Here is a 15,455-nt window from a genome sequence, read left to right as displayed (position 1 = left end):
CGTGGAACATCCCGGACGCGACGAGGCCCGCCCCGGACGGGCGGGCCTCGGAGGACGGCGTGAGGTGGTCAGCTGGGGACGACGACGACGCGGCGCCGGGGCTCCTCGCCCTCGGAGATCGTGCCCACTCCTTCGATCTCGTTGACGGTGTCGTGCACCACCTTGCGATCGGGCGGGCCCATCGGCTCGAGCGCCTTGGCCACACCGGACTCCCTCACCTGCTCGGCCACCTGCACGACGAAGCGCTCGAGGGCTTCGCGGCGTCGCTGGCGGTAGCCGGCGACGTCCACCCTGACCCGACCCTCGGCGGTGCCCGGCACCTTGCGGTGCACGACCGTGCGGGACAGCTCCTGGACGGCGGCCAGAGTGGCGCCCTTGGGGCCGACGAGGAGACCCAGATCCTGGCCGTCGACGCGGACCTCGACGTTCTCGTCGTCGAGGGCGTCGGCCTCGACGGACGCGTCGTAGCCGAAGGCATCGACGAGCCCGATCACGAACTCGGTGACGATGGCCGTGTGGGCCTCGAGATCGACGTTCTGGTCACTTTCGCTCACTGGAGCTCCCTTGGTGGTGTCGGAACGACGTCGAGAGGAACCCGAGGTCGAGCGATCAGGTGCGTCGCCGGTGGCCGATGGCGCGGTGTCGCGGGTCGGGCGGCCCTCGGCAGGGGAGGCGGCCCCGGTGGGCTCGGTGGGCTCGGTCGTGGTGCCGTTCCCCGACGTGGGCTTCGCACCCTTCGGGGAGCGACCGTTCTCGGCCTTCCCGCCCCGACGCTTGCGATCCCGGCGCTCGACCTTGGGCCGGGGCTGCACCGGACGGATCCGCGCCCGCACCCGGGCCTCACCTCGGGTGCGCCCGAAGAGGCCCTGCTTCGGTTCGGCGAGGACCTCGAACTCGGTCTCGTCCTCGGTCACCCCCAATTGGTCGAGGGCCGCCTCCTTGGCGTCCTCCAGCGTCTTTCCTGTGGTCTCGACCCACTCCACGATTCTGCCTAGCCCTTCTTGTTCTTGCGAGCCCGCGGTTGCAGGGTCGGCGGGGTGGCCCCACCGTTGCCCGACGAGGGCTTCTTCGGTGTGGTGCGTCGCCCGCTCGAGGCGTCCGAACCCTTGGCGGTCGACTTCGCCGGCTTGGCGGTCGTCGACGATGCGGCCTTCGGGGTCGCCTTGGCGGTCGACTTCGGCGTCGCCTTGGCCGAGGTCTTCACGGTGGCGCGCGCGGTGGCCCCGCTCTTGGCCGGGACCTTCTTCTTGGCCTTGTTCTCCGCGGCGTTGGCGGCGTTCTTCTTGGCGAGCCCGAACATCTCCCGGAACGTGGGCTGGGGGGTCACCTCCAGGGGCTCGGAACCCTCGGGGCGGACGGCACCCTTGCCGCCGTAGATGCTGCGGGTGATGAATGCCTGCTGCCCGATGCGGTAGAGGTTGGAGACCGCGAAGTAGATGACCAGGCCGGAGGGGAGCCCGAACGAGATGACCGGCAGGAAGATCGGCATGATCTTCATGATCATCTGCTGCTGGGGGTTGATCGACGCCCCGGTGTTGCGGCCCTGGATCTGGCGCTGCTGGATGAACCCGGTGGCTCCGACGATGAGGATCAGGGCCAGGTAGGGGATGGCGTGCAGCAGGCCGATCTGGAGCGCCTGGCTGGCGCTCTCACTCAGGTCGAGCCCCAGGGCCGGCATGGTGGTGGCCCCGGCGAGGCTCTGGTAGAGCGAGGTCGAGGGCTCGATGAAGGCCGGATCGAACGCACGATCGATCGAGGGAGGCTTCGTGATCGGGATCCCCGCCACGAACTGGTTCACCGACCAGCCGACGTCGTACCCGACGTCGCTGACCCTTCGGGTCAGCCCGGACAGCACCTGGTAGAGCACCAGGAAGACCGGCATCTGCACGAGGAGGGGAAGGCACCCGCCCAGCGGGTTGATGCTGTTCTCCTTGTAGAACTTCAGCAGCTCCTCGTTGAGCTTCTGGCGGTCGTCCTTGTAGCGGGTCTGGATCTTCTTCATCTCCGGCTGGAGCTGTTGCATCATCATCATCGACCGCGTGCCCTTGAGGGTCAGCGGCGTGACGACGATCATCACGCAGAGCGTCAGCATCACGATGGCGAACGCGTAGTTCGGCACCAGGTCGTAGAAGAAGGCCAGGGCCGTGCCGAACGCTTCGAAGAACACCTGCATGGGCTAGGCCTTCCGAGGGGGGACGGGGTCCCATCCGTGGCCACCCCAGGGGTGGCAGCGAGCCAGGCGCCGGACGGCGAACCAGGAGCCTCGGACGGAACCGTGCACCTCGAGGGCTTCGAGGGCGTAGGTGGAACAGGACGGGTCGTAGCGGCACGGCGACGGCCGCCAGGCGAAGACCCATTGGTAGCCGCGGATGAGGGCGTGCAGCGCGCGGGCGACGAGGGAGGCGGGTCGGGGGCGGGTGACGGTGGTCATGATCGTGCTCCCAGCCGGTCGAGGCACGCCTCGACGTGGTCGGCCACCTCGTGAGGGCTGAGTGTGGCCGCATCGGCGCGAAGGGTGACGAGATACGCCCCGGTGACCGGGGAAGCCGTCGACGCGGGCCAGCGAGTGGTCAATCGACCCCGGATCACCCGGCGCACCCGGTTCCGGTGCACCGCGTTTCCCACTTTGCGTGGGACTGCAAACGCGAATCGTGGTGGCTGGCCGGGGGTACCGGTCGGTTCGGCGAGGTGGATCACCGTGACGGGGCCGTTCCGGACGCGTCGACCGTGCCGGCGGAGGTCGAGGAACGTCTGGCGGTCACGGATGCGCCAGATCAGGCCGAGAGGCGCTGACGGCCCTTGAGCCGACGGGCCCGGAGCACGCTTCGACCAGCGCGGGTCGACATGCGGTGACGGAACCCGTGCCGCTTGGCCCGGCGCCGCTTGTTGGGTTGGTAGGTGCGCTTCACGTCTGCCTCCTCGACCGAACGGCCGACGTTGGCCCAGGTCTGTCACGAGTGGTGCCCACCGGCCGCGACGAACGAGGCGGCCCGGTGACGGCTGTGCACACGGTAGAGGGCGCGCGGCCGGTGCGGCAACATCGCCGGGATGCTACGGTCCGGCACCCGTCGATCCGGCCTCGGCCGACCCGGCGGGGCCACGTCCGGAACGTCCCGCACGCAGTGCCCGCGGGCAGCGGTCCGATCCGTTGTCCACACGTGTGGACGTGGCTGTGGACCGAGCTCGTCGATCGAAGGCGCCCGTACAGGTGGATCAAGCCGAACCGCTGTGGACAGCCTGCGCCGACGTGCTCAGGGAACAGGTCTCGGAAGCGGTCTGGCTCACGACGTTCTCATCCGTCGCGCCGCTCGACCTGCACGACGGCCGGCTCAGCCTCGCCGTACCCAGCAGCGTCGTGAAGGACAAGATCGAGCACCGGTACCTCACCCTGGTGGAAGGGGCGCTGGCCGACATCGGACGGCCGGGCCTGCGCCTCGAGCTCCAGGTGCGCACCGCCATCGCCGACGACGACGCCTCGGACCTCGACGATGTCCACAGTGCCGTCCCCAGCCTCGACGACGAGCTCCTCGCCCCCGACACCGGGTTTCGATCGCCCGTTCCGCTCCCCGATCGTCCGGCCGCCGACATCGGTGACACCCGCAGCGGGGCCCTCCCCGGACAGCCGGTCAACAGCCGCTACACGTTCGAGGCCTTCGTCACCGGCACGTCGAACCGCTTCGCCCACGCCGCCGCCCTCAGCGTCGCCGAGACCCCGGCCCGGTCCTACAACCCGTTGTTCATCTACGGCGACGCCGGCCTGGGCAAGACCCACCTCCTCCAGGCCATCGCCAACTATGTGGCCGTCAACTACCCGTCCTACCGGGTCCGCTACGTCTCCACCGAGCAGTTCCTGAACCAGTTCGTCGACGCCATCCGCCTCGGGCGAGCCCGCATGGCCGACTTCAAGGAGCACTACCGGGCCGTCGACGTGCTGCTCCTCGACGACATCCAGTTCATCGAGGGTCGCGAGCAGCTCCAGGAGGAGCTCTTCCACACCTTCGAGTCCCTCCACCAGGCCGACCGCCAGGTGGTGTTGTCCTCCGACCGACCTCCTGACGCCATCTCCACGCTGGAGGACCGGCTCCGGAGCCGGTTCAAGATGGGGTTGACGACCGAGATCAACCACCCCGAGCTCGAGACCCGCCTGGCCATCCTGCGCAAGAAGGCCGAGCGTGAACCGGTGGACCCGCCCGCCGAGGTCCTCGAGTTCATCGCCACCCACATCACGAACAACATCCGCGAGCTCGAGGGCGCCCTGATCCGGGTGTGCGCCTACGGCAGCCTCACCCGTCAGCCCCTCTCGGTCCCGTTGGTCCAGGAGGTGCTCGACGACATCCTGTCCGACACCAAGCCGCGGCCGATCACCCCCGATCTCATCCTCGAACGGACCGCCGAGATGTTCGGCTACCCGATCGAGGAGATCACCGGCAAGAGCCGGCGCCGACCCCTCGTCACCGCCCGCCAGATCAGCATGTACGTGTTCCGGGAGCTCACCGACCTCAGCTACCCCGCCATCGCCCGCGAGTTCGGGGGCCGGGACCACACGACCGTCATCCACGCCGTCGAGAAGATCGGCGGCCTGATGAAGGAACGTCGTCAGATCTACGACCAGGTGACCGAGCTCATCCAGAGGATCAAGGCCGGATGACGCCCCCGTCGACCGACCCTGGGGACAACCCGGTGGACGACACCGCGCCGCGGCGCGCCCGACCGGTGGACGACATCGCCGTCATCCACCGCGACCGCCGCCCGACCCGACGCGCTGTGCACCGCTGTGGACGACATGCGCGGCCGAAGAACCGCCCTGAGCAGGGACGACGCGGGGTTTTCCACGATCCACACCCCCTACTACTACCGCTGTCGAGAGATCATCATCCTGTAGGTCCAGCAGAAAGCGAGCCGGTGTGAAGTTCCGATGCGAGCGCGACCCCCTGGTCGAGGCACTCAACGCCGCCGGGCGTGCGGTCACCAGCCGAGGCAGCTCCCTGCCGGTCCTGACCGGGTTGCGCCTCGAGGTGAAGGGCGACCAGCTCTCGGTCACCGGGAGCGACCTCGATCTCACCATCTCGGTGCGCACGGCGGTGAGCGGCGACGTCGACGGGATCGCTGTGGTCCCGGCCAAGCTGTTGTCCGACATCACCCGGGCGCTGCCGCCGGGTGCGGTCACCGTCGAGGTCGCCGAGGACGAGGCCCGGATCACGTCGGGGCGTTCCCAGTTCGCGGTGCGCACGATCCCCGCCCAGGAGTTCCCGAACCTCCCCGAACCGGCTGACCGGTCGGTCGAGCTCGACGCCACCGCGCTGGCGGACGCCCTGCGTGAGGTCGTGTCCGCGGCGAGCAGCGACGAGTCGAGGCCAATCCTCACCGGCGTGTTGCTGGCCGCCGAGGGCGACGGATTGCGCCTGGTCGCCACCGACAGCTATCGGCTGGCGGTCCGCGACCTTCCCGGCACGTCGGTGCTCGACGAGGGCCAACAGGTGCTCGTCCCGTCCACGGCCCTACGCGAGCTGTCCCGTCTGCTCGGGTCCGCGACGTCGGTGACGCTCCGCCTGGGGGAGCGTGACGTGGCCTTCGAGGTGGGCGACGTGCGGGTCACGAGCCGCCTGATCGAGGGCGACTTCCCGAACTACCGAGGGCTCATCCCCGCCAGCCAGCCGAATCAGCTCCGGGTCGGCAGGGAGGTCCTGCTCGACGCGCTCCGCCGGGTCCGCCTGCTCGCTCGCGAGGCGACGCCGGTGCGCCTCGTCATGAACGGCGAGACCCTCGAGCTGATCGCCATCACCCAGGACGTCGGGCAGGCCCGCGAGGAGGTCGACGCCCACTACGACGGCAACGAGCTCACCGTGGCGTTCAACCCCGAGTACCTGATCGCCGGCATCGACGTCACCCCCGGTGACGAGATCACCCTCGAGACGATCGACGCGCTCAAGCCGGCGCTCATCCGGGCCGTCGGCACGCCGGAGTTCCTGTACCTCCTGATGCCCGTCCGGGTCTCCTGAACGTCGCCGACCGCCGGTGCTGCTCCGCAACCTCTGGTTGACGGACTTCCGGTCGTACCCGTCCGCGGAGCTCGAGCTCGCCCCGGGGCTCACCGCCCTGCTGGGCGACAACGGTGAGGGCAAGACCAACCTGCTCGAGGCGGTGGGGTACCTCGCGACGCTCTCGTCGTTCCGGGGGGCTCCCAACGAGGCCCTCGTGCGACGTGGGGCGGCGCAGGCCGTCGTGCGGGCCGAGGGTGAACGCGACGGCCGGTCACTGCTGATCGAGGCCGAGATCACGCCGACCGGGCGGGGGAGGGTCCAGGTCAACCGGCAGCGTCTGGCGAGGACACGCGACCTGCTCGGGGCGTTGCGGGTCAGCGTGTTCGCGCCCGACGACCTCGAGCTGGTCAAGGGCGGACCGGCCGAACGGCGTCGGTACCTCGACGAGACCCTCGTCGCCACCGAGCCCCGCCTCGACCTCCTCCGCGCCGACCTCGAACGGGTGCTGCGCCAGCGCAACGCCCTGCTGCGGCAGTCCGGTGGACGGCTCACCGACGAGGTCGAGCTCACCCTGGCGGTGTGGGACACCAAGCTCGCGGAGGTGGGCGAGGCCCTCGCCGACGCTCGTGCGTCCCTCGTCGCCCGACTGGCCCCGGCACTCGCCACCGCCTACGAGCAGGTCGCGCACCGCGGCGAGGAGGTGGCCGCGACCTACGTCGCACCGTGGCGGGCGACCGGTCTCGCCGCGGCGCTGGTCGGCGCTCGGCGTGACGAGCTCCGCCGCGGGGTGAGTCTGGTGGGTCCCCACCGTGACGACCTGGAGCTGACCATCGCCGGGCTCCCGGCGCGGACCCACGCCTCCCAGGGAGAACAGCGCTCGCTCGCGCTCGCCCTGCGCCTCGCCGCCCACCACGTGGTGACCGAGGCGACGGGCTCGCCGCCGGTGCTGTTGCTCGACGACGTGTTCTCCGAGCTCGACCCGGTCCGGTCCTCGGCCCTGCTCGCCCACCTGCCTCCCGGCCAGACGCTGTTGAGCAGCGCCGCCGGCCTCCCGCCGGGAGCCCGTCCCGACGTGGTGGTGCGGGTGGCCGAGGGGCGGTTGACCACCGGCGGGTGACCCGCATCGGCCCCGGTGGGTGACCCGCATCCGAACGTAGAGTTCCGGCCGTGCCGTGGATGCCGCTGCCCGACGACCGTGACGAGGAGCCCGCGCCGGTGGGCGCCGCCCTCGACCGGGTGGTCGGACGCCTCGGCGGGCCCCCGGTCGATGCCCTGACCCGCCTCTTCGAGGGCTGGTCGGGCGTCGTGGGTGAGCGTCTGGCCGCCCACAGCCGACCCTTGGCGCTGCGTGACGGGGTACTGGTGGTGGGCGTGGAGGACCCGGCGTGGTCGACCGAGATCCGCTTCCTCGGCCCTGCCCTGCTCGAGCGGGTGCGAACCGGTCTCGGGGGGGTGACCGTGACCTCGGTCGAGGTCCGCGTCCGGCCCCGGACGGGGGCCTGATCCGTCGTCGGTTCCGGGCCCCGGAGACCCGGCGGAGATCCCCGGGAAGGTCCCACCGCGCTGGTAGGCTGAAGGCTTCGCGACACGGGTCCAGACCCGGCCTCCGAGCCGCTCGGGCGGCGGTGTGTGCACCGGCCCGCGGTTCTCGGCCGCCGACCCGCGTCGCCGGCATCCGTTACCAGACGAAGAGGATCGGTCGCGCGTGGCCCAGACCACCGAAACCTACGGAGCCAAGGACATCACCGTCCTCGAAGGCCTCGAAGCGGTTCGCAAACGCCCAGGCATGTACATCGGCTCCACCGGGGTCGGTGGCCTGCACCACCTCGTCTACGAGGTCGTCGACAACTCCGTCGACGAGGCCATGGCCGGCCATGCGTCGCGCATCGACGTCACGCTCCTCGCCGACGGCGGTTGCGAGGTGGTCGACGACGGTCGCGGCATCCCCGTGGACTCCACCAACGACCCGAAGATGAAGGGCAAGAGCGCCGCCGAGGTCGTGCTCACCGTCCTCCATGCCGGCGGCAAGTTCGGCGGCGGCGGCTACAAGGTCTCCGGGGGCCTCCACGGGGTGGGGATCTCCGTCGTCAACGCCCTCTCGGAGCGGGTCGAGGTCGAGATCGACCGTGACGGCGCCCGCCATCGCATGACCTTCGAGCACGGCGGGAGGGTCCTCGACAAGCTCTCGGTCGTCGGGGACTCGCCGCGGGGTCGTACGGGCACCACCGTGCGGTTCTGGCCCGATCCGACCATCTTCGAGGACACCACCTTCCGCGCCCAGACCCTGCTCGAGCGCTTCCAGATGATGGCGTTCCTCAACAAGGGCCTCGAGATCCGCTTCGCCGACAAACGACCCGACGCGCACTCCGCCAAGGCCGTGACCTACAAGTACTCGGGCGGCATCATCGATTTCGTGAGCCACCTCAACGCCTCGAAGGAGGCCCTGTTCAAGCGGGTCGGCTACTTCGAGCAGGCCGAGTCCGACCAAGAGGTCGAGATCGCCTTCCAGTGGAACACCGGCTTCAACGCCGACGGGCTGCACAGCTTCGCCAACGGCATCGCCACCATCGAAGGGGGCATGCACGTCGAGGGCTTCCGCAAGTCGCTCACCAACGTCGTCAACAAGTACGCCCGGGCCAAGGGCCTCCTCAAGGAGAAGGAGGAGAACCTCCAGGGCGAGGACATCCGCGAGGGTCTCACCGCCATCATCTCGGTGCGCCTCCGTGAGCCGCAGTTCGAGGGCCAGACCAAGGGCAAGCTCGGCAACGTCTCGATGCGGTCCCTCGTCGAGCGGGCCACCAACGACCGGCTCGCCGACTGGTTCGAGGAGAACCCGACCGAGGCCCGCAAGGTGGTCGCCAAGTCGGTGAACGCCGCCCGCGCCCGCCTCGCCGCCCGCAACGCCCGGGAGGCGACCCGGCGCAAGTCGGCGCTCGAGGGGGCGGGCATGCCCGAGAAGCTCAAGGACTGCTCCAGCCGCGACCCCGCCGAGTGCGAGCTGTTCATCGTCGAGGGTGACTCCGCCGGCGGTTCGGCGGTGGCGGCCCGCGACCCCCGCACCCAGGCGATCCTGCCCATCCGCGGGAAGATCCTCAACGTCGAGCGTGCCCGTCTCGACCGGATGCTGAAGAACAACGAGATCCAGGCGTTGATCTCGGCCATCGGCGCCGGTGTCGGTGAGGAGTTCGACGTCACCAAGATCCGCTACCACAAGATCATCCTGATGGCCGACGCCGACGTCGACGGCTCCCACATCCGCACGCTGCTGCTCACCTTCTTCTTCCGACAGATGCGCGAGCTCATGGAGCGCGAGTACGTGTACATCGCCCAGCCCCCGCTGTACTCGACGGTGGTGGGCAAGGAGAAGACCTACCTGAAGGACGACGCCGCCAAGGCGGCGTTCCTCGCCGAGAACCCCAACCACAAGAAGGACTTCCAGCGTCTGAAGGGCCTCGGGGAGATGGACTTCGACGAGCTGGGCGAGACCACCATGGACGCGTCGCGACGCACCCTGTTGAAGGTCTCGGTCGAGCAGGCCGCGATCGCCGACGACATCTTCTCGGTGCTGATGGGCGACGACGTCGAGTCGCGCAAGCACTTCATCCAGACCAACGCCAAGGACGTCCGCTTCCTCGACATCTGAGGTCGACGTCCCGATCACGCGCCGCGCTGCGCCGCACACCACACACCATCGAGGACCCACCACACCGATGAGCGACACCTCACCTCCGACCGACGGCCCCGGCGGCACGGATCTCCGGGGCATCGAGCCGATCGAGATCCAGGAGGAGATGGAGCGCTCCTTCCTCGACTACGCGATGTCGGTCATCGTGTCGCGGGCCCTGCCCGACGCCCGCGACGGTCTGAAGCCCGTGCACCGCCGGATCCTGTGGGGCATGGACCAGCTGCGCGCCTATCCGGACCGTCCGACCATGAAGTGCGCCCGGGTCACCGGCGAGGTCATGGGGAAGTACCACCCGCACGGCGACTCGGCCATCTACGACGCCCTCGTGCGGATGGGCCAGAACTTCAGCCTCCGTCACCCGCTCATCCACCCCAAGGGCAACTTCGGCTCCCTCGACGAGCCGGCCGCGGCGGCTCGCTACACGGAGTGCCGGCTGGCCCCGATCGCCATGGACATGCTCGCCGGGATCGACGAGGAGACCGTCGACTTCGTCGACAACTACTCGGGTGAGTTCCAGGAGCCCGAGGTCCTGCCGGCCCGGTTCCCCAACCTCCTGGTCAACGGCTCCCAGGGCATCGCGGTGGGCATGGCCACCAACATCCCGCCGCACAACCTGGCCGAGGTCATCGATGCCGTCGACCACCTGCTCACCCATCCCGAGGCCACGCCCGACGACCTCATGGAGTTCGTGAAGGGCCCGGACTTCCCCACCGGGGCGCTCATCATGGGACGCCAGGGGATCATGGACGCCTACCGCACCGGTCGCGGCTCCATCAAGCTGCGGGGCAAGGCCGAGATCGAGGAGGGCGCCCGGGCCGACCACATCGTGATCACCGAGCTGCCCTACCAGGTGAGCCCCAACCAGTTCATCGTGAAGGTGAAGGAACTGGTCGACAACCGTGAGCTCGACGGCATCGCCGAGCTCAACGACGAGTCGGCCAAGGGCGAGATGCGCCTGGTGCTGCGGCTCAAGCGGGACGCCCCGGCGTTGGTGATCCTGAACAACCTCTACAAGCGCACGCCGCTGCAGACGAACTTCTCGGTCAACACCGTGGCGCTCGTCGACGGGATCCCGCGCACGCTCAACCTGCGCGACGCCCTGGTCGCCTACGTCGACCACCAGAAGGAGGTCATCCGTCGCCGGTCGCAGTACCGCCTCGACCGCGCCCGCGACCGGGCCCACATCGTCGAGGGGCTCATCAAGGCCCTCGACCTCATCGACGAGATCATCGCCGCCATCCGGGCCAGCGAGGACAAGGCGGCGGCCCGCGAAGCGCTCATGGCCGCTCCGTTCGAGTTCTCGGAGGTCCAGGCCGAGCACATCCTCGACATGCAGCTCAGTCGCCTCACCCGCCTCGGTCGGGCCAACCTCGAGGAGGAGCTGGCCACGCTGCTGGCCACCATCGCCGAGCTCGAGGCGATCCTCGCCGACGAAGGAAGGCTCCGCAGCGTGATCAGCGACGAGCTGGGCGAGATCAAGGCCTCCTACGCCCAGCCGAGGCGCAGCCAGATCACCTACGACGTCGGCGACCTCGACATCGAGGACCTCATCGACGACGAGGACCTCGTCGTCACCATGAGCCACAAGGGCTACATCAAGACCGTCGCCGCCGACACCTTCCGGGTCCAGGGCCGGGGGGGCCGTGGCGTCGCGGGCGCCAAGTTGAAGGACGAGGACTGGGTCGAGCACATCATCCACACCACTGCCCACGCGTACCTGCTGTTCTTCTCGAACCGCGGGCGGGTGTACCGGCTCAAGGCCCACGAGATCCCGATGAAGGAGCGCACCGCCCGCGGCACCGCCGTGGTCAACCTGTTGCCGCTGCAACCGGGGGAGAACATCCAGGCGGTCATCGACACGCGCGACTACGAGACGAACCGCTTCCTGTTCTTCGCCACGAAGAAGGGGCAGGTCAAGAAGACCAAGTTCACCGAGTACGACTCGTCGCTGAGGGCGGGGCTCATCGCCATCAACCTGCGTGAGGACGACGAGCTGGTGCGGGTGCTGCCCACCAACGGCGGCGACGACATCTTCATGGTGTCGCGCAGCGGCATGACCATCCGCTTCTGCGAGGACGACGTGCGGTCCATGGGCCGCGCTGCTGCAGGCGTGCGGGGCATGAAGCTGCGGGCCGACGACGAGGTGGTGTCGTGTGACGTCGCCCGGGACGACGTGGCCATCCTGATCGTCACCGACGCCGGGTTCGGCAAGCGCACCCAGCTCGACAAGTTCAACGTCCAGGGTCGGGGTGGCCAGGGGGTTCGCGGCATCAAGCTGACGGCCAGGAAGGGGTTCGTCGTCGCCGCCTTCATGGTCGGCATCGAGGACGAGATCTTCGTGGTGGCCAGCGGTGGCGTGGTCATCCGCATGGGTGTCCGCGACATCTCCTCCCAGGGGCGTGACGCCACCGGCGTGCGGGTGATGGCCCTCGACGCCGACCAGACGGTGGCCTCGGTGGCACCCGTCCTCGGCGTCGACGACTGAGCGCCGATCACCCTCGCCGCTCCGGCGGCTCCTCGGTGGCCCCGGCCGCCCCACCCCGACGGCGCCGGTCGCCGCCCACCCGAGGAGCCCGCAGTGGCACACAACCCGTTCCCGTCCGAACCGTCCGTCGAACCGTTCCGGGCGGTCGATCCGCCCCCGTCCGGGCCGCATCAGCGAAGGTCCGCCGGGGCGCCGGGCGACGCGGGCAGCGCGGTCGTCGTGGCGGCGGCGGTGCTGGCCATCGCCGCGGTGCTCGCCGTCGGTGTGGTGCGCGTCGGCGGGGTCGTCACCGACCGGGCGCGGGCCCACACCGCCGCCGACGCCGCCGCACTGGCCGGTGCCGCGGAGGGCCGTGAGGCCGCGGTCGAGGTGGCCGACGCCAACGGCGGTGCGCTCGTCGAGTTCGTCGACGTGGGGGAGGAGGTCGAGGTGACGGTCCGCATCGGCGACGTCGAGGCGGTGGCGCGGGCCCGGCTCTCCTGGTGAGGCTGGCGGGGATCGGACGGCCGAGGTGCCTACACTCGGCCCGATGTCGCTCGACCCCCGGATCGACACTCCGCCCCTCGTGGGAGCGGACTCGTCGTCGGTGGACGCCCCGGATGGTCCGCCCACGGCGCAGATCTCCGCGCCGGTCGTGGGTCCGGCGCCGGCGCGGGCCCGGCCGGTGACGCCATCGGGGCCGCCGGAGCCCTCCGGGTCCCCGGGGTTCGCGGTCCCCCGTTCCGAGGCGCCGAAGCGGACCCCGGGCCCGGGTCGCTCGCGGATCGAGGCCCGCCAGGTCCAGCGGATCCTCACCCGGATCGACCCGTGGTCGGTGCTGAAGGTGGCGCTGTTCCTCTCCCTGTCCCTCTGGTTGATCCTGGTCGTGGCGGGCATCGTCCTCTGGCGGGTGGCGGTCGCCACCGGCACGATCGGCAAGTTCGAGAACTTCGTGGCCCAGCTCCTCGCCGAGGAGAGCTTCGTGATCGACGGGATGCAGATCCTGCGCGGGTCGGTCATCGCCGGTCTCGTGCTGGTCGTCACCGGGGCGTTGTTCGCCGTCACGTTCAGCGTCCTGTTCAACCTGATCTCGGGTCTCACGGGCGGGATCCGGGCCACGGTCATCGAGCTCGAGACGGCCCGCCGCGCCCGCGGCGATCGGTGACGGTGGCGCGGTCAGGGCCGCGGCGACCCCTTTGGTCCGCCTCCGAGCGATCCGTTATCGTGCGCGTTTGCCCCAGCGGGGCTATAGCTCAGTTGGTTAGAGCGCACCCCTGATAAGGGTGAGGTCGCTGGTTCGATTCCAGCTAGCCCCACGATGAAGATGATCCGCCGTGCGTTCATGGCTCTTGGTTTCGCGACGCTGGTCGCCGCGGCGCTGCGCCTGCGGGGCACCGGGGGAACGCCCCCTCAGTCCGGGGGCTGGCGGGAGCTGTCCGGCCCCGAGCTGACGTGACCCGGGTCGCCATCCTGGGGGTCGGCGCGGTCGGCGCCCGCCTGGCCCGCCAGCTGCTGTCGACCGGTGTCGACGAGGTCGTCCTGCGCGACGAACGGTCGGATCGGCTCCACGCCGTGGCGACCAGCCTGGGCGACGGAGCGATCGCCGACCCCGGAGCGCTCACCGATCCGCTCGACGTCGATGCCGCGGTGCTGGCCGGGCCGGGCAGCGTCCACCCCGACCAGGCGGTGGCGTTCCTCCGCCGCGGGACACCGGTGGTCTCGACGAGCGACGACATCGACACCGTGCGTGCCCTTCTCGACCTCGATCACGAGGCACGGGAGCGGGGATCGTCCGTGGTGGTCGGCGCCGGCTTCGCGCCCGGCCTGACCTGTGTGCTGGCGACCCACGGCGCGGCCCGGTTCGACACGGTGCGGGAGGTCCACGTCGCCAAGGTTGGCACGGGCGGCCCGGCGTGCGCCCGCCAGCACCATCGGGCGCTCGGCCGGACGGCGGTCGACTGGCGGGGTGGCGGGTGGGAGCAGAGGCCCGGTGGCTCCGGTCGGGAGCTGTGCTGGTTCCCCGACCCGATCGGCGCCGAGGACTGCTATCGCGGAGCCCTGCCCGACGCGCTCCTGCTCGTCCCTGCCTTCCCCGGGGTCGACCGGGTCACCGCCCGCGTGGCGGCCACCCGCCGGGACCGCCTCACCGCCCGACTGCCGATGCTCTGGCCCACCCACCCCGAGGGTGGTCCGGGCGGGATCCGGGTGGAACTGCGCGGTGAACGCGACGGCGCCACCGACGTGGTGGTCCTCGGGGCGATGGACCGTCCCGCCGTCGCGGCCGGTGCCGTCGGGGCCGTGGCGGTCGACTGGGTCCTCGCCGGGCGCCTTCGCCGCGACGGGGCGGCCGGCCTGGCGGAGCTCGTCGACCCCCTGGCGTTCCTCCTCGAGTTGGATCGACGGGGTGTGCGGGCGGCCGTCTTCGAGGGCCACGGCGCCCAGGCCCCCTCCGCCCGCTGACCCGGGCGTCGTCCGGGCCACGATCGAAAAATGGGCCGAACGGTCCTCAACATCGGCGAACTGCTGCCGTAGTTTTGCGTCGCTCGTCGAGGGCGGGTCGGTCCGCCAGCTCCTCGCGGGTCGTGGTGCACGGTGGCCGACGGAGGTGGCGTGACGTGAGTGAGACGGCGGCGAGGCTCGACCCGACCATGACGCGCCTCGTCGAGGAGCAGCTCCCTCTCGTCAAGCACATCGTCTTCCAGGTCTCGGTCCACTTCCCTCGCCACGTCGATCGCGAGGACCTCGCTCGCGCCGGTGCGCTGGGGCTCGTCGAGGCGGCTCGGCGGTGGGACGGTGACCGCGGGGTGCCGTTCGACCGCTTCGCGGCCCGGCGCATCAAGGGGGCGATCCTCGATGCCGTCCGCGCCGCGGACTGGGCACCGCGGTCGGTGCGAGCGCTCGCTCGGCAGCTCGGGGAGGTCGAGCAGGCCCTCGTCGCCCGGCTCGGGCGCCCCCCCTCGGCCGCCGAGATGGCGACCGGCCTCGGCGTCGAGCCCGAGGAGCTGGCCCGTCTCAGCGATCGCGTCTACCGATCCGTCGTGCTTGCGCTCGAACACCCGACCCAGACGAGCGGTGAGGAGACGCTGACCCTCGTCGACGTGCTGACCGACCGGGACTCGTTGAGTCCCGACGAGGTGCTCGAGGGGCGCGAGCTGATGGGGTACCTCGAGGACGCCGTGCGCCTGCTCCCGGAGCGTCACCGCCTGGTGATCGTCGGGTACTTCCTCGAGGGGCGGACGTCGGGGGACCTCGCCCGGTTCCTGGGCGTCACCGAATCGCGCGTCAGCCAGCTCCGCTCCGAGGCCCTGGAGATGCTCAAGGTCGG

At 70.4% G+C, this 15,455-nt stretch carries 15 protein-coding genes and 1 tRNA gene; 12 read left to right on the top strand and 4 right to left on the bottom strand.

The window, feature by feature from the left end:
- Positions 1-68: 68 nt before the first annotated feature.
- The 4 genes from MUE36_11400 to rpmH form a co-directional block, all read right to left on the bottom strand.
- The gene (locus MUE36_11400; protein MCU0311531.1) at positions 69-983 is read right to left on the bottom strand and encodes a Jag N-terminal domain-containing protein; all 915 of its coding nucleotides are present in this window, start codon (positions 981-983) and stop codon (positions 69-71) included.
- An 8-nt stretch (positions 984-991) separates the two neighbouring features.
- Positions 992-2,173 carry a membrane protein insertase YidC gene (gene yidC, locus MUE36_11395; protein ID MCU0311530.1) on the bottom strand — a complete coding sequence of 394 codons (1,182 nt, stop codon included), beginning with the start codon at positions 2,171-2,173 and terminating at the stop codon, positions 992-994.
- A 3-nt stretch (positions 2,174-2,176) separates the two neighbouring features.
- Positions 2,177-2,431, bottom strand: coding sequence for a membrane protein insertion efficiency factor YidD (gene yidD / locus MUE36_11390; GenBank protein ID MCU0311529.1), 255 nt, complete (start codon positions 2,429-2,431; stop codon positions 2,177-2,179).
- A gap of 343 nt (positions 2,432-2,774) precedes the next feature.
- Positions 2,775-2,909 (bottom strand): 50S ribosomal protein L34, encoded by a 135-nt coding sequence (rpmH, locus tag MUE36_11385; protein MCU0311528.1) that lies wholly within the window; start codon positions 2,907-2,909, stop codon positions 2,775-2,777.
- A 299-nt stretch (positions 2,910-3,208) separates the two neighbouring features.
- Here rpmH and dnaA point away from each other — a divergent pair, with 299 nt between their 5' ends.
- From dnaA to MUE36_11325, 12 genes are all read left to right on the top strand, one after another.
- A complete protein-coding gene (gene dnaA, locus MUE36_11380; GenBank protein MCU0311527.1) occupies positions 3,209-4,648 on the top strand; it encodes a chromosomal replication initiator protein DnaA in 1,440 nt (479 codons plus the stop codon).
- 256 nt (positions 4,649-4,904) lie between these two features.
- Entirely contained in the window at positions 4,905-5,999 is a 1,095-nt protein-coding gene (gene dnaN, locus MUE36_11375; GenBank protein ID MCU0311526.1) for a DNA polymerase III subunit beta, read from the top strand.
- A 16-nt stretch (positions 6,000-6,015) separates the two neighbouring features.
- Positions 6,016-7,098, top strand: a complete 1,083-nt coding sequence (gene recF / locus MUE36_11370; protein MCU0311525.1) for a DNA replication/repair protein RecF — start codon at positions 6,016-6,018, stop codon at positions 7,096-7,098.
- 59 nt (positions 7,099-7,157) lie between these two features.
- Positions 7,158-7,484, top strand: coding sequence for a DUF721 domain-containing protein (locus tag MUE36_11365; protein ID MCU0311524.1), 327 nt, complete (start codon positions 7,158-7,160; stop codon positions 7,482-7,484).
- A gap of 202 nt (positions 7,485-7,686) precedes the next feature.
- Positions 7,687-9,624 carry a DNA topoisomerase (ATP-hydrolyzing) subunit B gene (gyrB, locus tag MUE36_11360; GenBank protein ID MCU0311523.1) on the top strand — a complete coding sequence of 646 codons (1,938 nt, stop codon included), beginning with the start codon at positions 7,687-7,689 and terminating at the stop codon, positions 9,622-9,624.
- 67 nt (positions 9,625-9,691) lie between these two features.
- Positions 9,692-12,151: a DNA gyrase subunit A gene (gyrA, locus tag MUE36_11355; protein MCU0311522.1), complete on the top strand. Its 2,460-nt coding sequence runs from the start codon at positions 9,692-9,694 to the stop codon at positions 12,149-12,151.
- Between the two features lie 93 nt (positions 12,152-12,244).
- Positions 12,245-12,637, top strand: coding sequence for a pilus assembly protein TadG-related protein (locus tag MUE36_11350; GenBank protein ID MCU0311521.1), 393 nt, complete (start codon positions 12,245-12,247; stop codon positions 12,635-12,637).
- Positions 12,638-12,680: 43 nt separating this feature from the next.
- Positions 12,681-13,295, top strand: coding sequence for a DUF3566 domain-containing protein (locus tag MUE36_11345; protein ID MCU0311520.1), 615 nt, complete (start codon positions 12,681-12,683; stop codon positions 13,293-13,295).
- Between the two features lie 77 nt (positions 13,296-13,372).
- Positions 13,373-13,446 (top strand) — tRNA-Ile (locus MUE36_11340).
- 2 nt (positions 13,447-13,448) lie between these two features.
- Positions 13,449-13,586 (top strand): hypothetical protein, encoded by a 138-nt coding sequence (locus MUE36_11335; protein ID MCU0311519.1) that lies wholly within the window; start codon positions 13,449-13,451, stop codon positions 13,584-13,586.
- Positions 13,583-14,590, top strand: a complete 1,008-nt coding sequence (locus MUE36_11330) for a hypothetical protein (protein MCU0311518.1) — start codon at positions 13,583-13,585, stop codon at positions 14,588-14,590. The genes MUE36_11335 and MUE36_11330 overlap by 4 nt, the downstream gene beginning before the upstream one ends.
- Before the next feature lie 155 nt (positions 14,591-14,745).
- Positions 14,746-15,455: sigma-70 family RNA polymerase sigma factor (locus MUE36_11325; GenBank protein MCU0311517.1), on the top strand; the 710-nt coding region annotated here is incomplete at its 3' end.

The organism is Acidimicrobiales bacterium (genome assembly GCA_025455885.1).
In the GTDB taxonomy this organism is placed as follows: Bacteria; Actinomycetota; Acidimicrobiia; order Acidimicrobiales; family Acidimicrobilacustridaceae; genus Rhabdothermincola_A.
Note: the sequence above shows the minus strand (reverse complement) of the source record. Positions and strands in the feature narration are given on the sequence as shown.